Origin of the sequence: Roseovarius sp. CAU 1744 (assembly GCF_039839345.1) — a bacterium.
Lineage (GTDB): Bacteria > Pseudomonadota > Alphaproteobacteria > Rhodobacterales > Rhodobacteraceae > Roseovarius.
On record NZ_JBDOQV010000004.1, the window covers coordinates 268664 to 282086 of the forward strand.

Annotated in this window: 11 protein-coding genes; 5 read left to right on the forward strand and 6 right to left on the reverse strand. The window is 61.6% G+C overall.

Going from position 1 to position 13423, the window contains the following annotated elements:
* Nucleotide 1: 1 nt before the first annotated feature.
* The 6 genes from trbK-alt to trbB all read right to left on the reverse strand — a co-directional run bounded on the left by trbK-alt (nt 2) and on the right by trbB (nt 5266).
* The gene (gene trbK-alt / locus AAFO92_RS10065) at nt 2-274 is read right to left on the reverse strand and encodes a putative entry exclusion protein TrbK-alt (RefSeq protein WP_347534615.1); all 273 of its coding nucleotides are present in this window, start codon (nt 272-274) and stop codon (nt 2-4) included.
* Nucleotides 275-288: 14 nt separating this feature from the next.
* Nucleotides 289-1077 carry a P-type conjugative transfer protein TrbJ gene (gene trbJ / locus AAFO92_RS10070; RefSeq protein ID WP_347534617.1) on the reverse strand — a complete coding sequence of 263 codons (789 nt, stop codon included), beginning with the start codon at nt 1075-1077 and terminating at the stop codon, nt 289-291.
* Nucleotides 1074-3569, reverse strand: coding sequence for a conjugal transfer protein TrbE (gene trbE, locus AAFO92_RS10075; protein WP_347534619.1), 2496 nt, complete (start codon nt 3567-3569; stop codon nt 1074-1076). Before trbE ends, trbJ begins: the two co-directional genes overlap by 4 nt.
* 9 nt (nt 3570-3578) lie before the next feature.
* The gene (locus AAFO92_RS10080; RefSeq protein ID WP_347534621.1) at nt 3579-3872 is read right to left on the reverse strand and encodes a VirB3 family type IV secretion system protein; all 294 of its coding nucleotides are present in this window, start codon (nt 3870-3872) and stop codon (nt 3579-3581) included.
* Nucleotides 3873-3938: 66 nt separating this feature from the next.
* A complete protein-coding gene (locus AAFO92_RS10085; protein ID WP_347534623.1) occupies nt 3939-4271 on the reverse strand; it encodes a TrbC/VirB2 family protein in 333 nt (110 codons plus the stop codon).
* Nucleotides 4268-5266 (reverse strand): P-type conjugative transfer ATPase TrbB, encoded by a 999-nt coding sequence (gene trbB, locus AAFO92_RS10090; RefSeq protein ID WP_347534625.1) that lies wholly within the window; start codon nt 5264-5266, stop codon nt 4268-4270. Before trbB ends, AAFO92_RS10085 begins: the two co-directional genes overlap by 4 nt.
* 214 nt (nt 5267-5480) lie before the next feature.
* Between trbB and AAFO92_RS10095 the strand changes: the two genes are divergently transcribed.
* The 5 genes from AAFO92_RS10095 to AAFO92_RS10115 all read left to right on the forward strand — a co-directional run bounded on the left by AAFO92_RS10095 (nt 5481) and on the right by AAFO92_RS10115 (nt 13364).
* Complete coding sequence (locus AAFO92_RS10095; RefSeq protein WP_347534627.1) at nt 5481-5894, forward strand: MbcA/ParS/Xre antitoxin family protein; 414 nt, start codon at nt 5481-5483, stop codon at nt 5892-5894.
* The gene (locus AAFO92_RS10100; protein WP_347534629.1) at nt 5891-6580 is read left to right on the forward strand and encodes an RES family NAD+ phosphorylase; all 690 of its coding nucleotides are present in this window, start codon (nt 5891-5893) and stop codon (nt 6578-6580) included. The genes AAFO92_RS10095 and AAFO92_RS10100 overlap by 4 nt, the downstream gene beginning before the upstream one ends.
* A 181-nt stretch (nt 6581-6761) precedes the next feature.
* Nucleotides 6762-9836, forward strand: a complete 3075-nt coding sequence (locus tag AAFO92_RS10105; protein ID WP_347534631.1) for a DNA methyltransferase — start codon at nt 6762-6764, stop codon at nt 9834-9836.
* A complete protein-coding gene (locus tag AAFO92_RS10110) occupies nt 9836-12295 on the forward strand; it encodes a DEAD/DEAH box helicase family protein (protein WP_347534633.1) in 2460 nt (819 codons plus the stop codon). Before AAFO92_RS10105 ends, AAFO92_RS10110 begins: the two co-directional genes overlap by 1 nt.
* Nucleotides 12288-13364 carry a hypothetical protein gene (locus AAFO92_RS10115; protein WP_347534635.1) on the forward strand — a complete coding sequence of 359 codons (1077 nt, stop codon included), beginning with the start codon at nt 12288-12290 and terminating at the stop codon, nt 13362-13364. The genes AAFO92_RS10110 and AAFO92_RS10115 overlap by 8 nt, the downstream gene beginning before the upstream one ends.
* Nucleotides 13365-13423 lie beyond the last annotated feature (59 nt).

Below are 13423 nucleotides of genomic sequence, written 5' to 3' on the forward strand. Positions count from 1 at the left end.
CTCACTGGCCCCCGGCCCGGTCGCGGTCCCGCCCGAGGAAGCGGTCGCGGGTTTCGGCCCAGACGGCGAGGCAGTCGGGATCGGAGGCCGCGGCCTCGCCCAGCTCCTGACAGCGCCGTTGTTCGGCGCGCAGGGTATCGACCTCCGGAACAGGCAAAGCCGCCGGACGCGCCCCCTGCCCCTCTTCCTCCCGGCCCGTCTCCATCACCGCTGCGGTGATCGCCACAGAGACGAAGATGATGGCGGCGATGCGGGCGAGGACCGAACCCTCCATGGGTCTGCCCCCCTTCAGTTGTTGAACATCCGGGCATTGCCCGGCTGGTAGCCCGCGCCCGGGGCGAGGAACCGCTCGCGCTGGACCCGGCCCTGTTCGGCGGCCGCAGACCGTTCGGCCTCGACCAAGGCGCTCGCGCGTCCATTGGCGGCGACAACGGCGATCAGGTCAGCGATCTGCTGGGATTGCAGCGCAAGGAGCTGGTTGCCCGCTTGGGTCGCCTGCAGGGCGCCCACGGCGGATTGGCTTTCGCCGACAAGGGCGGAAAGCTCGGCGCGCTGGCCGTCGAGATTGCCGACGACGCCGGCTTGGACGCGGAGCGCGTCCTGCAGCCCGCCGACGGTGTTTTCCCAGCGGGAGCGGGCATCGGCCAGAAGCTGCGCCTCGGGCGCGGCCATGGGGATGTTGGCGTAGTCCTGCTGAAAGACCTGGTCGATCTGGGCAACGTCGAAGGCGATGTTCTGCGCCTGGGACAGGAGCTGCCGGGTCCGGTCGACATTCTGCTGCAGGGCCTGCAGCGAAGAGTACGGCAGGCTCGCGAGGTTGCGGGCCTGGTTCATCAGCATCTGCGCTTCGTTCTGCAGCTGGGTGATCTGGTTGTTGATCTGCTCCAGCGCCCGGGCGGCGGAGAGGATGTTCTCGGCATGATTGCGCGGGTCATAGACGATGCGCCCGCCCCCACCGAAGAGGAAGGCCTGCGCAGGCGTCACGAAGATCGGCGAAAGGCCGAGGGGGGCTGCGAGCGCCAGGGCCAGTGCGGAGGCGCTGGCGAGACGGGACAGTTGATGAGCGGCATGGGTCATGGGGTGGTCTCCTTTGCGGGTTCGGGGGCTTGGGGGATCGGGGCGTCCGGCACCTCTGGTTCCGGTGCGAGATTGGTGAGGTCGGGAATCAGCTCGGCGGCCCAGCCGACCCCACGGGCCTCGAGCCAGGCGGCAAGAAATGCGTCGCGCCCATGCTCTGCGAGGATGTCCGAGATCAGCGCCTGGTCGGATTTGGACGAAGCTGCACAGAGCGCAAGTCCGACTTCCGAGAGGCCCAGCTCGAAAAGCCGGTTGCCGCGCCGCGACTGGCAGTAATAGTCGCGCTTGGGCGTGGCCCGGGCGAGGATTTCGATCTGCCGGTCATTGAGGCCGAAGCGGCGGTAGATGGCAGTGATCTGGGGTTCGATGGCGCGTTCATTGGGGAGAAGCAGCCGGGTCGGGCAGCTCTCGATGATCGCGGGTGCGATGGCAGAGGCGTCGATATCCGAAAGCGACTGAGTCGCGAAGATCACCGAGGCGTTCTTCTTGCGCAGCGTCTTCAGCCATTCGCGCAGCTGGCCGGCAAAGCCCTCGTCGTCGAGTGCGAGCCAGCCCTCGTCGATGATCAGGAGCGTCGGCCGGCCGTCGAGCCGGTCGCCGATCCGGAGGAAGAGATAGGAGAGGACCGCGGGGGCCGCGGCGGTGCCGACCAGCCCCTCGATCTCGAAGGCCTGCACTGAAGCGGCACCAAGCTCTTCGGTCTCGGCGTCGAGCAGCCGCCCATGCGCCCCGCCTAGGCAATAGGGGCGCAGGGCTTGTTTGAGGTCCGAAGATTGCAGCAGGACCGCGAGACCGGTGATCGTGCGCTCTTCGATCGGGGCCGAGGCCAGCGAGGTCAGGGCGGACCAGAGATGCTCCTTCACCTCCGGCGCGATCGCGACGCCTTCGCGCGCAAGGATCGCGCCGACCCAGCCTGCCGCCCAGCTCCGCTCAGCGGGATCGTCGATGCGGGCCAGCGGCTGGAGGGAAACCGTCGCCTCCGCGCCTTCGGTCAATTCGCCGCCCAGATCATGCCAGTCGCCGCCCATGGCGAGGGTGGCAGCGCGGATCGAGCCCCCGAAATCGAAGGCGAAGACCTGTGCGCCCGGGTAGCGGCGGAACTGCAGCGCCATGAGGGCCAGCAACACGGATTTGCCGGCCCCGGTCGGCCCGACGACCAGCGTATGGCCGACATCGCCGACATGGAGCGAGAGGCGAAACGGCGTCGCGCCCTCGGTCTTGCCGTAGAGCAAGGGCGGGCCGTCGAAATGCGTGTCTCGCTCTTCCCCAGCCCAGACGGCGGAGAGCGGGATCATATGGGCGAGGTTCAGGGTGGAGATCGGCGGCTGGCGCACATTGGCATAAGCCTGCCCGGGCAGGGAGCCGAGCCAGGCATCGACGGCATTGACCGTCTCGACCATGGCGGTGAAGTCCCGGCCCTGCACCACCTTCTCGACCAGGCGGAGTTTCTCGTCGGCGCGGCGCGGGTCCTCGTCCCAGACGATGAGCGTTGCCGTGACATAGGCCTCGCCCGCGATATCGGCACCGAGTTCCTGCAAGGCCATGTCGGCATCGGCGGCCTTGTTGGCGGCATCGGTGTCGACCAGCGCCGATTGCTCGTTGGTCATCACCTCCTTCAGGATCGCGGCGATGGATTTGCGCTTGGCGAACCATTGGCGGCGGATGCGCGCGACCATGCGCGCGGCCTCCATCTTGTCCATGAGGATCGCGCGGGTCGCCCAGCGATAGGGAAAGGCCAGCCGGTTGAGGTCGTCGAGGATCCCGGGCGTGGTGGCGGTCGGGAATCCCGAGAGAGTCAACACGCGCAAATGGGCATTCCCGAGCCGCGGCTCGAGCCCGCCGGTCAACGGCTGATCGGCCAAAAGCGCGTCGAGATAGGCCGGGGTTTCCGGCACGCGGACGCGGTGGGCCTGCGTCGAGATCGTGGAATGCAGGTAGGACAGCGTTTCGCTGTCACCCATCCAGCGGCATTCGGGCATGATCCCGTCGAAGAGCGCCAGCACACGGTCGGTGCGGTCGATGAAGCCGCGCATCACCTCGCCCGCATCGATCCCCGCCGTCTCGCGCCCTTCGTAGAGCCAGGTCTCGGCCCGCGCGGCCTCTTCAGCTGGTGGCAGGTATAGGAACGTCAGGAGATAGTCCGACTGGAAATGCGCCCCCTGCTCGGCGAAGCCCCCACGACGCTCGGCATCGAGCAGCGCCGAGGCCGGATCAGGAAAGCGGCTGTCGGGATAATCGGCCGCCGCCACGCGCTGCGCCTCGACGAAGATCGCCCAGCCGGACCCGAGACGGCGGAAGGCGTTGTTGATGCGCCCCGCCACGGCCACGAGTTCGGCGGCGACCGCGCTGTCGAGATCGGGGCCCCGGAACCGGGCCGAGCGCTGCAGGCTGCCATCCTTGTTCAGCACCACGCCGGGGGCCACCAGCGCCGCCCAGGGCAGGTAATCCGCCAGCCGCGTTCCTTTCCGGCGATATTCCGCGAGGTTCATCATGGTGCTGCCCTACACTTCGAGATGACCGGGAAGGCGCAGATGCCGACGCCCGACCTCGACGAAGAGCGGATCGCGGCGCGCGGCCCAGACCGCGACCAGGTGGCCCAGAAGGCCGATGACGATGCCCGCGACCCAGAGCTGCAGCCCGAGCCCGATGGCCCCGGCCAGCGTGCCGTTCAGGATCGCGAAGGCCCGGGGCGCGCCCGCCAACAGGATCGGCTCTGTCAGGGCCCGGTGGACCGGGACGGTGAAGCCCGGCACGTCGGACAATTGTTCAAAGGCTGGCCATTTGCTACCGCTCAAGGCGTTCCTCCCTCGCGGCTTTCCACCGGAAAGCCGCGTTCACTGTGGGTGAACCGGTCGTCACCATCAGATCAGCGCCCCGCCGCCGAAGCTGAAGAAGCTCAGGAAGAAGGAACTCGCCGCGAAGGCGATGGAGATGCCGAAGACGATCTGGATCAGGCGGCGGAAGCCCCCGGAGGTGTCGCCGAAGGCCAGCGTCAGGCCGGTGACGATGATGATGATCACCGCGATGATCTTGGCGACCGGCCCCTCGATCGACTCGAGGATCGATTGCAGCGGCGCTTCCCAGGGCATGGACGAGCCTGCCGCCCGGGCCGGTCCGGCCAGCATCAGGGTCACGGTGGCGTAGGTGACGGCGTGGGCGGCCTGCGCGCGCAACTGGTGAAGGTTTCGGGTCATGAAGTGTCTCCTGTGACGATGGTGGGTCCGGTCGGCAGCGCGGCCGGGGTGATGCGGTAGTCGCCGTCCGGTCCGAGCCCCTCGACGCGGGCGAGCTCGGCGAGATGCCGGCTGGCCCCGCGGCCGGAGAGGACGGCGATAAGATCGATGGTCTCGGCGATGAGGGCGCGCGGCACCGTCACCACCGCCTCCTGGATGAGCTGTTCCATCCGGCGCAGGGCGCCGAGGGCCGAGCCCGCGTGGATCGTGCCGATCCCGCCCGGATGGCCAGTGCCCCAGGCCTTCAAGAGGTCCAGCGCTTCGGCCCCGCGCACCTCGCCGATGGGAATGCGGTCCGGGCGCAGGCGGAGCGAGGAGCGGACGAGATCGGAGAGCGAGGCGACCCCGTCCTTGGTGCGCAGTGCGACGAGGTTCGGCGCGGCGCATTGCAGCTCGCGCGTGTCCTCGATGATCACGACGCGGTCGGACGATCCGGCCACCTCGGCCAGGAGCGCATTGGTCAAGGTCGTCTTGCCCGTCGAGGTCCCGCCCGCCACGAGGATATTGGAGCGCGCGGCGACGCCCTCGCGCAACAGCGCCGCCTGGCTCTCGGTCATGACCCCGGAAGCGACATAGTCAGCCATGGTGAAGACCGCGACGGCGGGTTTGCGGATCGCGAAACAGGGCGCGGTGACCACGGGCGGCAGGAGCCCCTCGAAGCGTTCCCCGGTCTCGGGCAACTCGGCCGAGACGCGCGGGCGCGCGGCGTGCACCTCGGCCCCGACATGATGGGCGACGAGTCGTACGATCCGCTCGCCATCGGCGGGCGACAGCGTGGCCCCGGTATCGGAGAGCCCCTCGGAGAGCCGGTCGATCCAGAGCCGCCCATCGGGATTGAGCATGACCTCGACAATCATCGGGTCTTCCAGAAACCCGGCGATGGCGGGCCCGAGCGCCGTGCGCAGCATCCGCGCGCCGCGCGCCATTGCCTCTGGTTTCCGAACTGCCTCTGCCATGTTGTCCCCGTTCCGTGAGTGGTCGCCGACGGGCGGCCCTGGATCGGGTCCATCAAGAAAGCCGGAAACCGGCTTAGCTCAACAGCCATTCAAGGGGCGTAGGGCACTGGCGTGCAAAGACAGGGAAAAGGGCTGGAGGCGACCAACCCTGCACCGCACGACCCATCTTGCCTTTTGGCATATAATCTCTATATTGATGCCAAAGGAGAATGCCATGCAGTTCGCCACGGTCCAGCCCGTCCTCGCTCGTACCGATCTTCCCGTCATCACCGACGAGGAGGCGGCGGCGCTGGCGCGGGCAACGGTCAACCTGTTCCGCGCCTGGGAGCTGACCGATGCGGAAGCCCGCACATTGCTGGGCGACATGGCGCAACGCACCTGGGCGCGGTGGAAGACCGGCGATATCGGCCGGATCGACCGCGACCTGCGCGCGCGCATGGCGATCCTGATGGGGATACACAAGGCGCTGCGCTATCTCTTCACAGACCCTGCGCGGGGCTATGCCTGGATCCGCAAGCCGAACGCCGCCTTCTCGGGCCGAAGCGCGCTGGACGTCATGCTCCGGGGCGAGATCACCGACCTGATCGACCTGCGCGCCTATCTCGACGCCGAACGGGGTGCCTGGTGAATGTACCTGTCCGGCGCGTGACCTGGTCGCGCACGGTCCGCATCATCCGCACGATTCATCCGCCGATCGACCTTTTCGAGGACATCGCCGATCCGGCTGATTGGGAAGCGCTGGCCTCGGCCGAAGCCAAGTTCAACCCGCGCATCCGCGAGAGCATCGGCGATCTGTCCAAGGTCCCGGTGGCCCGGCGTGTGACCGGCCCCGGTGCCAGCTGGGTCATGGCGCCTTTCGTGCATTGCTCGCCGCTAAGGCCCGGGCGGTTCTCCGATGGCAGTTTCGGCCTCTACTACGCGGGCGACCGCACCGAGGTGGCGATTGCCGAGACCATCCACCACCACGCGCGTTTCATGGGTGCCACGGAGGAGGCGCCGGGCTGGACCTCGCAGTTCCGAGAGCTGATCGGGTCGATCGATGCCGATCTGGACGACGCCACGGGCCGGACCGATCTGCTGGATCCGGACGACTACCACGCGTCTCAGGTCTTCGGTGTCGAGCGGCGTGCCGCCGGATCGAACGGCATCACCTGGCCCAGCGTGCGCTTTCCCGAGGGCCAGTGCATCGCCGTCTTCTGGCCCGACGTGATCCCGATCCCGACCCAAGGGGCGCATTTCGCGTACCACTGGAACGGCACGGCAGTCGATTACGTGAAGCGGCTTGACAGCGCTGAAGTCTGGGAGGTGAGATGATCAGCCGCGCAGCTATAACGGGCCGGGCCTTGGCCACCGAACCACACCCCACTTGGGGTCCCCTCAACCCTTTGGAAATACCGAGCAAACGACCTAAACCGCTTTCGCTGGTCGGATGTGCCGTCTATTGTTGCATGAAAACGATGTCGCGGCGGCGGCAGCCGAGGCAGGAAGGTAGCTGATGACGATAATTGAACATGCCGAGGTCCGCTTTGTCGAACTGATGGCAGAGCTTTTTCAGCTGGATGAGGCAGAACGCCTCGATTTCGGATTCTACCGTGTCATTCGTCACCATAATCAGGAAGTGAAAGCATTCCTCGGTCAGGTGGTCGAAAAGAACGGCAGCAAAGCGCTGGAAGGTGGAAAACTGTCGGAAATCCTCGCCGCTGCGTTTCGCAAGGCGGACGATGAAGAATCAGCCGGTGATCGGCTTCGGCTAAAAGAAATCGAAGGCGAATTCGGCATCAAGCCGGGCATGAACGATCAGGAACGGCGCGAGCTACTGGATCAGGCCGAACGCTTCCCCGGCTTCAAATCGAAAGTCGATGAATACCGCTCGCTACAGGAGCAACTGCGCTCCAGCGAGAACGTGGGTTCTGACCGCCGCGAGGTTCTGAATCGCCTCTACCAGTTCTTTTCGCGCCACTACCAGGATGGCGACTTCATCGTCGAACGCCGCTATGGCCGGGAGGGTAGCCGCTACATCCGCTCGACCGGCGAGGATACGGAGTTCCACTGGGCGACCGAGGACATGTATTACATCAAGTCTGGCGACACGTTCACCGACTTCACCGTTCGCCTGTCCAACGGGGAACGGATCGTCTTTTCGGTCGAACCCGAAGAACTGCAGAGCACGCGCGCTAGCCTCAAGCCGACCGATAAGGCGCACTACGAGATCGACACCGTCACCAAGGCCGATGACGGCGAGCATATCGTTCTGCTGAAGTACCTGAAAGGTGCGCAATCCAACAAGCAGAAGGACGATATCGTCAAAGCCATTCAAGAGCATATCAACGCCGACGAGACGGAACTGAAACGCTGGCTGAACCACTTTGTTGCACGCAACCAGTCGGATTTCTTCATCCACAAGCGGCTGGGCGCTGCATTGCGCGAAGACCTGGACATTTTCCTGAAGACCGAGGTGCTGAACGCAGACCAGCTACTGATCGATACAGACCTGCCCCGCCGCCTGATCAAGGTCGGTCGGATCGTACGCGATATCGGACATCAGATCATCGACTTCCTGGCGGTGCTGGAAGATTTCCAGAAATCCCTTTGGGAGAAGAAGAAGCTGGTCTTCAATACCCGCTACGTCATCACGCTGGATCGGATCGCCAAGCTGGCGGGCGAGGATTGGCTGGTGGCGCGCCTCCCTGAGATCATTGCCGCGCAAAAGGCAGAGTGGAAAGATCTGGGGCTAGGGGAATTCGCGAAGGTAGATCAGTGTCGCGAGATTGTTCCTGCAGATTTGGCTCAGGAAGCACAGCGCCGTTGGCTTCCCCTACCACTGGATACAAAGAACATCCCCGACGATCTGACGTGGGAACTACTTGCTCGCTGCTCTGCAAGCGGCGCCATTGACGAAGTGCTCGACGGCATCGCTGTAAGATCCGACAACTGGCAGGCACTCAACCTGCTTGAAACAAAGTTCTCAGGCCGATGCGATGTGCTTTATGCTGACCCACCATACAATACGGATGCGGGTCCTATCAGCTACAAGAATGGCTACCGCCGTTCTTCTTGGGCTGCGATGATGCAGGACCGCGTGGAATTGAGCCGACGCTTTCTCGGTTCAGCATCGATGGCCTGTTTTACCATAGACGATTTTCAGAAGAATGAGCTTATCGATCTTCTGGAGCGGAGCTATACCCCCGAAAACCTCCTTGGAATCACTGTCATTAAGAATAGTCCGTCCGGGCGGCCGACTGTGCGTGGGTTTCGAGTAAACCACGAGTATGGAGTCTTTGTTGGAAACTCCGGGGCTTCTGAAATCGGGTTACTCGATAGGTCAGAGGCTCAGGAAAAGCACTTCGGCCAACAGGACGAAAAAGGGCAATTCGCTTGGGAGAACTTCCGGAAACGGGGTGGCGCAACAACCCATCGCGACGCCCGACCGAAGCAATACTACCCAATCTATGTGAAGGGCGCCGAACTGCGGATTCCAGAGATCGAATGGATCAAGGAAGACAATGACTACCGGATTCTTGAGGCTCCGAAACCTGGGGAAAAGGTTATCTATCCAAAGAATGACGATGGCACTGAACGCGTCTGGAGCTGGGGGCATAAGACGGCCAGGGCCAATTTGAACGATCTTGAAGTAAGAACGGGAGAAAACGGTCCCGCGATTTATCGGAAAGCACGACCGCAGAGCGATGGCTCTTTGCCTTCGACTCTTTGGACAAAGCCAGAGTATTCGGCAGTAGATTACGGCAGTGTGCTGTTGAAGGAAATGTTTGGGAAACGAGTGTTCTCGTTCCCTAAATCGGTTCATGCGGTCGTTGATACCCTCAGAGTATGTGACCTAGGTCCAGATGGTTGGGTAATCGATTGTTTTGCGGGTTCTGGCACCACCGCGCACGCGGTGCTTTCACTCAACAAGTCTGATAGCGAAACTCGCAAGTTCGTCATCACCGAACGGAGCGATTACTTCGAAACGCTCACATTGCCTCGCATCATGAAGGCAGCTGCGGCGGTGAGTTGGAAGAAGGGAAAGGCTGACGCACTGGACGGAAACGGCGTTTTCCTGAAGGCCGTCAACCTTGAAGACTACGAAGACACGCTAGAGAATCTCGCTTTGGTGCAAAGCGACAGACAGGACGCCTTGGCGTTCGAAAACCTCGCGTTCTCCATCCAGTACCGCCTCGACCGCGAGGCCCGACAGCTGTTTCAGTCCGTCGACCATTTCCGCTCACCCTTCGGCTACAGCATCAAATGCGCGCAAGGCGGCGGAGAAGCGGTGGACCGCGAGGTCGATCTGGTTGAAAGCCTAATCTACCTGCTTGGCCTCGATGTCGCGCGTCTCTACCGTGAAGATCAGGGTGTGATCATCACAGGAACGGATCGTCGCAATCGCTCCGTCACCGTGCTCTTCCGCGAATGCGATCAGGAGGGCAACGAAGACTGGTGCAAGACGAAGCTGGCAGAGCATTCCGCCGACCGTTTCCTGACGAACGCCATGCCGGAGCTGGCCTTTGAAGGTTGCGAACGGTTCGAGGCCATCGAGGCCATCTTCGCCACCCAATTTGGAGGTCGCTGATGGCTTCCGGTCACGCAAGGCTCAAGAAAGCCCTCGTTCTACGCGATGCGCTTGCCCATGAACTCGGGCTGGATTTGCCGTCTGCAATGCGCGGGCTCTCAACAGTCGAAGATACGATGACGGCCGAGCTGGCGATGGCTGACGGCAACTATCTGGCGCAATTGGAATCGCTATGCCGTGGTGACGCAGCCCTGCTGACCGAGGCCGATCAGGCGGTCCGTGCGGCGTGCCAAACGGTGAAGCTGGCGCCGCGCTATGCGCAGTATCTGTCGCTCATCCTTTTCGCTCATTGGCAGAAGTGCCGGAGTACCGACGAGGGGGCGTTCCTCGAACGGCTGAATGCTTTCCTTGCCGATTGGGCACAGAAAAACCGTAGCGAGACAATCAGCCCGTTCACCGCGGACGACTTGCAGTTTGCCGCCTTTTGGATGGCAACCGGATCGGGCAAGACCCATGTGCTGCACGCCTGCATCGCGATGCTGCATTCCGCGGGAACATGGGATCGCACCATCCTGATCACGCCTTCGGAGAACCTGTCGCGACAGCATGCCGACAAGCTCAGGGAAACGAAAGCGTTCGACGTCTTTGCTTATCCGATGGATGGCGACGCCTCGAGCCTCGGCCGTCTGCACCCTGACACCGTGATCGTCGTCGACATCAACAAGCTGGCCGAGACGAAGAAGGGCGATGGAGTGACAATCCCCACCTCGGTCTTCCGCGACGGGCGCAACCTCGTCTTCGTCGACGAAGGGCACAAGGGCCAGCGCAGCGAAGAAAGTGTCTGGAAGAAGCTTCAATCGGACCTCGCCGGCATCGGTGACAGCCAGTCCGATCACCGCGGAATGCTGATCGAGTTCTCGGCCACTTTCGGCCAGGTGGCAGAGGCCGAGGCCACGTTCGGCCGCTATGCCAAGGCCATCATGCTCGACTACGCCTACGACCGGTTCCATGCCGACCTCTACGGAAAAGATTTCTGGAACGTGAAGTTGGACGGGCACCACGAGACGACCGAGGAAATTCAGCAGACAACACTGACGGCGGCTTTGATCGCGTATTGGTACCAGCTGGCTAGCTTCGGCAAGTCGGGCGTGCAAAAGCAGATCAAGGATCGTGGTCTTCGCGTAGCAAAGCCTCTCTGGGTCTTGCTCGGCCTTTCGGTGATCGGCGGCAAGAACGCAGGCGACAAGGAACAAACGTCCGACGTCATCGACGTCCTGCGATATCTTGACCGGGCACTGTCAGAAGATGACTTCATCGCCGAAGGTACCACCAATGTGCTGGAGGCAGCTCGGCAAGGTGCCAGCCTACTGCCAAAAGTCGTGACCGATGGGCTGCAGGGCATGTCTGCAGCCGCTATACAAGCACGGATCTTGAACGACGTGTTCGGATGGCAGGACGGCGACGTACCGTTGTTTCGTGTATTGAAGACGTCGCCGGGAGAAATGGGCCTGGGCCTCCGCCGGGGGGACAGTGTGCATTACTATGGTGTTGTGAACGTCGGCGATGTGAAGGGCCTGAAAGATGGGCTCGAAGCCGCGTCACTTGAAATAGAAGACGACGCTTTCACACCGTCGCTATTCGCGAACTTGGAACTTGCCAACTCTAGCGTGAACCTATTGATCGGTTCGCGGCGCTTCGCAGAGGGCTGGGACAACTATCGTGCCTCGAGCCTGACCCTTCTTCGTCTTGGTCAGAACGAAGGTTCACTCATCATACAGATGTTCGGGCGTGTCGTCAGATTTGCTGGCACGAATGGCAACGGTAAGCGCCTGCGCGATGTCAAAGGTGATTTGGCTGCACTGCAGACGGCCTTCGTGTTTGGCTTGAAGTCCCGGTATCTGCAGACCTTCCTTGCGGGTCTGTTTGAGAACGGAATCGGCGAAAAAACTCGGACTGACTGCGACGTCCAAGACTGGCTTCCAGAAACACCTGCTCTGCTTTCCATCAGGGCCGTTAGCCCGAAACAAGACACATTTTTCGTCGATTTACGCGATGCTGAATGGCTACGTTCAGTGAACAAGGTCGTTGTGTCATACGCAGCCGGCGTCGCCACTGCACGCATCGGGCAAGATGGTTTGGACGAAAATGCCGCCCGCGTGGGCGGGGATGTCACTGCGGCGTTCAAGCAGATCGTTCACCTCCTTGACATGGACTCGATCTATTCAGACCTCGTCCAATGGAAAGCTATCGGAAAGCGGTGGAACATCCGGTTTGATCGGAATACGGCCAACACTGCACTTCAATCGGGACCGTATGAAGTCTGGGCACTTCCGGGCTTCTGCAGCATCGAAAGCATACAAGATATCCAGCGCCTCCAAATTGCGGCCAGTACGGTGGCGCGGAAATTGTTCGAAAGCGCCTACCGCAAGATCGAAGCCAAGCACAGCAGCTACGAGATCATTGGCGCGTCGGACAGCGGAATTCCAAGCCAGTATTTCAAGGAAGTTACTAATGCCTGACAAGTCCCAGCCTAATTTGTTCGGTGACCGTGTGCTATGCCCTGACGTGCAGAACCTACCCTTGATTGTCAGTGCGACCAGCAATTACTGCGAGGTTCTTGCACCAGGAAGTGTGTACCAACCCCTTCTTCTTGATCAGCAGGGTTCGGGTGTTGTGTCCGGGCCCGGGGCTCTGAACCGCGAAGAGGAGAAGTTCGTTCGCGATCTGATTACCTATCTCTATCCAAAGAAAGACTACCCAAAGGCCGCTTCCACGCCACTCGTCTGGGGAAAGCGAAAGATCTGGCTGAAGCGGAACATTGAAAAGGACTCCAAGTCCTTCAGGTTGAGAGTTGATTCCTCTGACTGGTACTATCCCGACTTCGTGATCTGGATCGTTGACGAGGAGAGTCGCACCCAAACCTTTGGGTTCGCAGATCCTAAAGGTCTCGCGCTCGGCGCACATGCTGGTTGGGGTGAATACAAGGTAGTTTGCAGCCAAATAGTACCGCATTTCCTGCATGATGAGATCGGGCCCGTCACTATTGATGGCAAGCCATGGACCTTTAGAATTCGAGGTGTCTTAGTTTCAACCTCCAGTTTCGACGGCCTTCGAGAGCAGCGTAAGTTTCTAGTGAGGGATCTGAACGATGTCACCCATCCGCCAACTAAGTACCAGTTCGCGCAGGCACGTATTGTGTTTCAAGAGCAGCTAGCAGAAGACTATATTCCGGATGTTCTACGTCTTTTGACTGAAGACAATGAATTGGATGAAGTTCTAAAACTTGGTGCAGAGTTTTTTGGTAAATCAGCACCAGTCAAGTTTTCTAGCGAAATGCAGGCCGATTTGGCCATTCGGCATCGCATTGCGCGAACAGTCAGTGATTTCACGACATCGATCATCGAGGACTACGTCTGGCCCGATGCTAACGGTAAGTTCGGTGCGCGGGCTCGGCAAAAACGGCAGGACCAGGTGAACAGAATAATCACCGCTCCCGATCCTTCAGCACGTGCTCTTTGGGAAGCTTGGCAAGATAAAGATCAACCTAGCCGCTTCATACTTGAGTATCTTTCGGAAACCATCGAGTAGCCTGTTGATGAGCGCTGAAGAAAACGATTCCTCGTTCTAAGTTCCCTCCAAGCATTGGT

Bases quoted from the DNA above. Each gene is read 5' to 3' on its own strand.
- trbK-alt (WP_347534615.1), bottom strand. From the start codon at position 274: ATGGAGGGTTCGGTCCTCGCCCGCATCGCCGCCATCATCTTCGTCTCT.
- trbJ (WP_347534617.1), bottom strand. From the start codon at position 1,077: ATGACCCATGCCGCTCATCAACTGTCCCGTCTCGCCAGCGCCTCCGCA.
- trbE (WP_347534619.1), bottom strand. From the start codon at position 3,569: ATGATGAACCTCGCGGAATATCGCCGGAAAGGAACGCGGCTGGCGGAT.
- AAFO92_RS10085 (WP_347534623.1), bottom strand. From the start codon at position 4,271: ATGACCCGAAACCTTCACCAGTTGCGCGCGCAGGCCGCCCACGCCGTC.
- trbB (WP_347534625.1), bottom strand. From the start codon at position 5,266: ATGGCAGAGGCAGTTCGGAAACCAGAGGCAATGGCGCGCGGCGCGCGG.
- AAFO92_RS10095 (WP_347534627.1), top strand. From the start codon at position 5,481: ATGCAGTTCGCCACGGTCCAGCCCGTCCTCGCTCGTACCGATCTTCCC.
- AAFO92_RS10105 (WP_347534631.1), top strand. From the start codon at position 6,762: ATGACGATAATTGAACATGCCGAGGTCCGCTTTGTCGAACTGATGGCA.
- AAFO92_RS10110 (WP_347534633.1), top strand. From the start codon at position 9,836: ATGGCTTCCGGTCACGCAAGGCTCAAGAAAGCCCTCGTTCTACGCGAT.
- AAFO92_RS10115 (WP_347534635.1), top strand. From the start codon at position 12,288: ATGCCTGACAAGTCCCAGCCTAATTTGTTCGGTGACCGTGTGCTATGC.